This window comes from Actinoplanes sp. NPDC051633 (assembly GCF_040681735.1).
Taxonomy (GTDB): domain Bacteria; phylum Actinomycetota; class Actinomycetes; order Mycobacteriales; family Micromonosporaceae; genus Actinoplanes.
The window spans coordinates 1-6,120 of the sequence record NZ_JBFAZH010000407.1; the positions used below are offsets into that span (position 1 = coordinate 1).

Annotated in this window: 6 protein-coding genes; 4 read left to right on the forward strand and 2 right to left on the reverse strand. The window is 71.0% G+C overall.

Annotation, left to right across the window (positions count from 1 at the left end; translation table 11 throughout):
* Positions 1-67 precede the first annotated feature (67 nt).
* The 4 genes from AB0M20_RS22040 to AB0M20_RS22055 all read left to right on the forward strand — a co-directional run bounded on the left by AB0M20_RS22040 (position 68) and on the right by AB0M20_RS22055 (position 4,352).
* Complete coding sequence (locus AB0M20_RS22040; protein WP_364300915.1) at positions 68-631, forward strand: hypothetical protein; 564 nt, start codon at positions 68-70, stop codon at positions 629-631.
* 48 nt (positions 632-679) lie between these two features.
* A complete protein-coding gene (locus AB0M20_RS22045) occupies positions 680-2,542 on the forward strand; it encodes a CocE/NonD family hydrolase (RefSeq protein ID WP_364300917.1) in 1,863 nt (620 codons plus the stop codon).
* A gap of 93 nt (positions 2,543-2,635) precedes the next feature.
* Positions 2,636-3,178 (forward strand): sigma-70 family RNA polymerase sigma factor, encoded by a 543-nt coding sequence (locus AB0M20_RS22050; protein ID WP_364300919.1) that lies wholly within the window; start codon positions 2,636-2,638, stop codon positions 3,176-3,178.
* Positions 3,171-4,352, forward strand: a complete 1,182-nt coding sequence (locus tag AB0M20_RS22055) for a hypothetical protein (protein WP_364300921.1) — start codon at positions 3,171-3,173, stop codon at positions 4,350-4,352. Before AB0M20_RS22050 ends, AB0M20_RS22055 begins: the two co-directional genes overlap by 8 nt.
* Here AB0M20_RS22055 and AB0M20_RS22060 read toward each other — a convergent pair.
* Complete coding sequence (locus tag AB0M20_RS22060) at positions 4,315-5,187, reverse strand: helix-turn-helix domain-containing protein (RefSeq protein WP_364300923.1); 873 nt, start codon at positions 5,185-5,187, stop codon at positions 4,315-4,317. The two genes, AB0M20_RS22055 and AB0M20_RS22060, sit on opposite strands and share 38 nt — an antisense overlap.
* Before the next feature lie 16 nt (positions 5,188-5,203).
* A complete protein-coding gene (locus AB0M20_RS22065; protein WP_364300926.1) occupies positions 5,204-6,001 on the reverse strand; it encodes an alpha/beta hydrolase in 798 nt (265 codons plus the stop codon).
* Positions 6,002-6,120 lie beyond the last annotated feature (119 nt).

Sequence of the window (6,120 nt, forward strand, 5' to 3'; positions counted from 1 at the left end):
TTATGTTATACTAGTCCTTGAAAGAATAATAATCAGATAATGCATTTTCTTGTTTTTCATTTGCCTCTTGCTCAAAGTTCCCAAACACTTCTACGAGCACCCGGACGGCCTGCCCGCCCTCCTCGACCATCTGAAGGCCACCACCCCGGCCGGTGTGCCGATCGCCGCGTGGGAGGTGGGCCGGTTCGAGAAGTCGGCGGACGCCGACCCGGCCGTGGTCGCCGACGAGATGACCAAGGTGACCGGAGAGCTGGCCGGCGGCGGCGCGATCGACATCGTGTGGCTGCCACTGGCCTTCAACCCGGGGAACCGGGCCGGCGCCGAGGTGCGGGCCGGGCTGCTCGAACCGGACGGTGCCGAGCGGCCGGCCGGGGTGATGCTGGCGGCGCTGGCCGATGCCGCCCGCGGCTCTTCCGCGGCGCCGGTCGCACAGGACGGGCTCGACGGCGTGGCCTTCACCGGCGAGGGCGGCACCCGCATGGTGGTGTGGTCGCAGGATGCGCCGGTGAAGGTGGCGCTGCCGGCGAAGCAGCTGACCGGGGCGGCGGCGAGCCCCGAGGTCGGCACGACGCCGGTGCTGATCGAAAGTGACCAATCGCTCGACCGGACCCTGGACGCGCTGGGCGGGTAGCCGTGGGCGGGTAGCCGCGGTCCACTTTGGTCCATACGCTCTGCTGGCATGACACGACTGCCCTTTCTCACCGCCGTCGTCGCGGTGGCCCTCGCGGTCACCGCGACTCCGGCGCTGGCCGCGGACCCACCCCCACAGATCGTGGTGTCCGGCGGAGTGACCCAGCCGGTGTTCGGCTACGCCGACGCGATCCGGGAACGGCTGTTCATCGACTCCACCTTCGACAGCGACCACGACGGCCTGCGCGACATCATCGCCTTCGACGTGATCCGGCCGCGGGCCACCGAGCAGGGGCTGAAGGTGCCGGTCGTGATGGACGCCAGCCCGTACTACTCGACCCTGTGCCGCGGCAACGAGTCCGAGTGCAAGCAGGACCTCGACGGCGACGGCCTGCTCGACAAGTGGCCGCTGTTCTACGACAACTACTTCGTGCCGCGCGGCTACGCGGTGATCCAGCTCGACATGGTCGGCACCAGCAACTCGACCGGCTGCCCCACCACCAACGCCAATGAGGACAACCTGAGCGCCAAGCAGGCGATCAACTGGCTGAACGGCCGGGCCACCGCCCGCGACGCGGCCGGGAACGTGGTCGAGGCCGACTGGGACAACGGCAGGTCGGCGATGATCGGCAAGTCGTACGACGGCTCGCTGGCCCTGGCCACGGCGGTCACCGGCGTCAAGGGCCTGACCACCGTCGTGCCGATCAGCCCGCCGTCGGAGTACTACGACTACGTGCGCTCCAACGGGGTCGTGACCCGCGGCGGCGACTACGTGTCCTACCTGGCCAACGTGGTCACCAACCCGTCACGGCGGGACTACTGCGCGCCGGTGCGGGCCGAGATCGGCGCGGCCGACGGCGACGAGACCGGCGACTACACGGCCTTCTGGAACGAGCGCAGCTACGTCAAGAAGGTGCCGAACCAGACCGCTTCGGTGCTGTTCTACCACGGGTTGAACGACGACAACGTGCGGCCGGACCACTTCAGCAAGTATTGGGCGGCGCTGGCCGAGAACAACATCCCGCGCAAGGCGTGGCTGTCGCAGGAGGGCCACGTCGACCCGTTCGACGTGCGCCGCGAGGTGTGGGTGAGCACGCTGCACCGCTGGTTCGACTTCTGGCTGCACGGCGTCGCCAACGGCATCATGGACGAGCCGCGCGTCGACATCGAGCGGTCCGCGGACGTGTGGGAGACCCACGCCGACTGGCCGGTGCCGGGCAGCACCCCGACCGAGGTGTACTTCCAGCCCGGCGGCGACCTGGGTCTGGTCCCCGCGGCGGCGTCCGCCACCGAGTCGCTGCAGGACAGCACGACCCAGTCGCAGAACACGATGGTGCAGAACCCGGACGCGGTGCAGCCGAACCGGCTCGCGTACGTGTCGGGCCCGCTGACGGCGGATCTGCACGTCTCCGGCACCGCCCGCCTGCAGGTGCGCGCCGCGGCCGACAAGACCGACACCAACCTGGGCGTCATCCTGGTCGACTACGGCACGGCCACCCGGGTCGCGCACCGCCAGCCGGGCGAGGGCATCGTGACGCTCACGACCCAGGACTGCTGGGGCGAGTCGAGCGCCACGGACGACGGCTGCTATCGCCAGACGGCGAAGCGGACGGCCACGGCCGACCTGGAGGTCGTCACGAAGGGCATCCACGACGCGGCCAACCGCGAGTCGATCCGGGTGGCGGCGCCGCTGACCCCGGGCACGGCCTACAACTACGACTTCCCGCTGCTGCCGGAGGACTACGTCTTCCCGGCGGGCCACCGCATCGGCGTGATCGTGGTGGGCAGCTACCCGCAGTACTCCAGCCAGTCCGACCCGAACAACGCCCGCATCACCTACCAGCTGCGCTCCAGCAGAATCCTGCTCCCGATCGTCGGCGGAACGGCGGCCGCCCACGCGGCCGGCCTGTAGTCGCCGGGGCGGCACCTCCGTCCGGAGATGCCGCCCCCGCACTGCGCAACCTCAGCCGCGATCCAGACGTGAAGTCGCCGAAGGGGGACTCTCATGATCGCTGTACGGGATCCATCGGGCGCGCGGGCGCCGGCCAGATCCGAGACTCGGCTGAGCGACTTCGAGAAGCTGTACGCCACGCATTTCCACTCGCTGACGCTGCAGATCAACGCCTACGTCGGCGACCTCGCCGAGGCGCAGGATCTGGTGCAGGAAGCGTTCACCCGGGCGCTGACGCGCTGGGACAAGATCTCGTCGTACGAACGCCCCGCCGACTGGGTCCGCCGGGTCGCCTGGAACCTCGCCACCAGCGGCTGGCGGCGACGCCGCACCGCGATGCGGTTCCTGCTGCGTCAGCGTGAGCAGCACGTCGACGGGCCGGGCCCGGACCGCGTGGCGCTCACCCGCGAGCTCGCCAAGCTGCCCGACAAGCATCGGCGTGCCTTCGTGCTGTTCTACATCGGCAACCTCACGGTGCTGGAGATCGCCGAGCAGGAGGGCGTACCCGAAGGCACGGTCAAGTCCTGGTTGCACCGCGCCCGTGCGGCGGTCGCGGCCGAACTCACCGATCGATCGGAGGAGCAGAGCGATGTCTGATCCTGACTTCAGTGACAGGGTGATCGCGGACGCCGTCGCCGATTATCGGACGACCACGATGGCCGCCATGAAGCCGGCGGGTGCCGGCGCTTCGATCGTCACCGCCCGGCATCGCCGCAACCGGCGCGTCGCCGGCGCGGCCGCGTTCGTCGCGGTGACGATGGTGGGTACAGGTGCCGGATATGCGGCACTCCGGGACGACGACCGGAACGGCGCACCCGTCGGCGGCGTGCCGACCAGCGTCCCAGCCACATCGATGAAGCCGGCGGAGCCGACGACGACCGCGCCGTCGACGGCCTCGTCCCCGACCGGCGGCACCACTCCCGGAAAGGCCCACGACCTGCGTAACGCGCGACTGGACCTGCCGGAGTGGGCGGACGCCACGGAGTGCCCGTCGGGCCCGACGAAATTCACCGGCGGCAGGGCCGGCGCGATCACGACCCTGGGCGAGGTGGCGGCGGCCGACGTCGACGGCGACGGGTCCGGCGACGACATCGCCCTGATCAGGTGCAGGCCCGGGGAGGGTTTCATCGGCCAGGTCGTGGCGTTCCACAAGAACGCCGACGGGACGTTCCGCCGCATCGGCCTGGTGGTGCAGCCGCCCGGCGGCGAGCCCGACCCGCCCAAGGACGACGAGATTCACAGCGTGACCGACCTGCGGGTCCGCGGCTCGCAGGTCGACGTGCGGGTCGGCAGCTACGAGACCACCTTCACCGACGGCGCGGCCCGGCTGGGCACCTCCCAATGGCGTACCTACGGCTGGAACGGCTCCAGGTTCGCCCAGACCGGCGGTCCGCGCTCGTTCGAGATGAGCCCGTCGGCCGCGCACCTCGAGACCACGGTCTCGGCCCTGGCCTTCGGCCCGCCGTCGGGCGGCAAGCAGCACGGCGTCATGACGGTGAAGGTCCGCAACACCGGCTCGGCGGCGGTGCACCCGACGCTTCTCGTCCGACTGGTGGAGGTTCAGGCCGTGACGGCCAAGGGCTGCAGCAGCACCGATGACATCTCGGAGTGCGACCTCGGCAGGATGGCGCCGCGCTCGAGCCGGACGTTCACCTTCGAAGGCGACATCGACGCCGGCGCGAGGCTCGAGCTCAAGTATTCGATCGTGCGGCTACGCCTCGGCGACCGGGTCATCACGACCGACGGCCTCCGGGCGACCTACGCGAAATAGCCCCGCCGGGCGGTGCCGGCCACGCGAGGTCGTCGATCGCCAGCCACGGCGCGGCGGCCACGCCGGTCGGCGTCAGTCCGGCGAACTCCTTCACCTCGCGATGCAGGTGCGACTGGTCCACGTAGCCGCTCTCGCTCGCCACGCGGGCCACGTCGTGGCCGGCGGCGAGCAGGTGGGCCGCGTGGTCGAAGCGCACCAGCCGGGCGGCGCGCTTGGGCGTGATGCCCAGCTGTGCGCGGAAGCGGGACCACAGTCGCTTGCGGCTCCAGCCCACCGTGTCGGCCAGCCCGTCCACCCGGACCCGCCCGCGGCTGGTGAGCGTCCGCCGCCAGGCATGGACGACCTCGGGATCGACCGCCGCGCGGTCGAACAGCCGCGGCGCGAGGGTCTCGGCCGCGATCCGGAACCGTTGGTCCCACGACCCGGCGGCGCGCAACATGTCCTCGAGGCGCCCGGACCCGCGGCCCCAGACGTCGTGCATGGACACCACCTCGCCGCTGAGGTCGGCCGAGACGCCGAGCACGGCAGCCGCCCGCGTCGGCTCCAGCCGGATCTGCAGGCACTCGACCCGCGCCCAGCCGGCCGCCCGCAGGTCACCGGGAAGGAGCCCGATGGCCACGCTGCCCTGCCTCCTCCGGCCACGGTTGTCGTAGATGGCGCCGTCGCCCTCGCTCAAGTCCAAGAGCAGCGTGACCGAGGGATGCGCCACCATGTCGATGTCCCACGACGCAGTGCCACGCTGGCTGAACCCGGCCATGCTGACCCCGGGCAGCCGGACCGCCGGTCCCGGCACGGCGACCTCGACCTCCGACCAGATTCCGACCGGCGACAGCACAGGACCAGCGTAGGACTCAGGGTTCACGGGCGGTTGCCGTGTGGGTCAGCAGCAGGCTCGCGGTCGCCTCGGTGGCCTCGAAGATCGGCACGTGGCCGACGCCCCGCAGGAGTTCGAGCCGCGCTCCCGGCACCGTTTCGTACCGGTGCGCTGAGGCCGGATCCCAGCGCGGGTCGGCGGCGCCGAAGATCACCAGCAGGGGCACACCGAGGCCGGCGAGCCGCTCGGGCACGCTGCGCTCGGCGATGTACGCCTCGTTCGCCCGCAGCACCGACCGGACCGCGCGGTACGTGGTTCCCCGCAACTCGGCGATGACGTCGTCCGGGATGTCAACGGGGCGTACGCAGGTCGCGGTGATGCCCCGGCGCATCATCGCGTCCGAGCGCGTCGACCACAGGATCGGGCCGAACGGCGGAGCCATCAGCACTCGCAGGAGGAGCGGCTGCGGGAGGAGCGCGTCGAGACCCGGACCGGTGCTGATCAGCATGAGCGAACCCACCAGGTCCGGCCGCTGCTCGGCGAGCGCGGTCGCCACGTAGCCGCCGCTGGAGTGCGCGGCCACGGCGACGCTTCGCAGCCGCAGGCCGTCGAGCACCGCCGCGACCCGGGCGGCCTGCGCGGGCACGTCGTAGGACGGCGGGGGCGGCGACTGACCGCAGCCCGGCAGGTCGATCCGGATGACGTGATGGCGGGCGGCGAGCGCCGGGATCAGCGGTTTCCAGCTGCCGCTCGAAGCCCCGGACCCGTGGATGAGCAACAGCGGTGGCGCCTCCCCCGGACCGTCGTGGACGACATGCATCGGGTATTCACTCATGCCGCAGAGCATGCGCGCGCCGCCGCCCGCCGGTCTTGGACAAATGTCGCCCGCGGGCCATCGGGGCGGCACCGCTGTCTCCGCGATGCCGCCCCTCGTGGGCTACCAGTTCTTGTTGC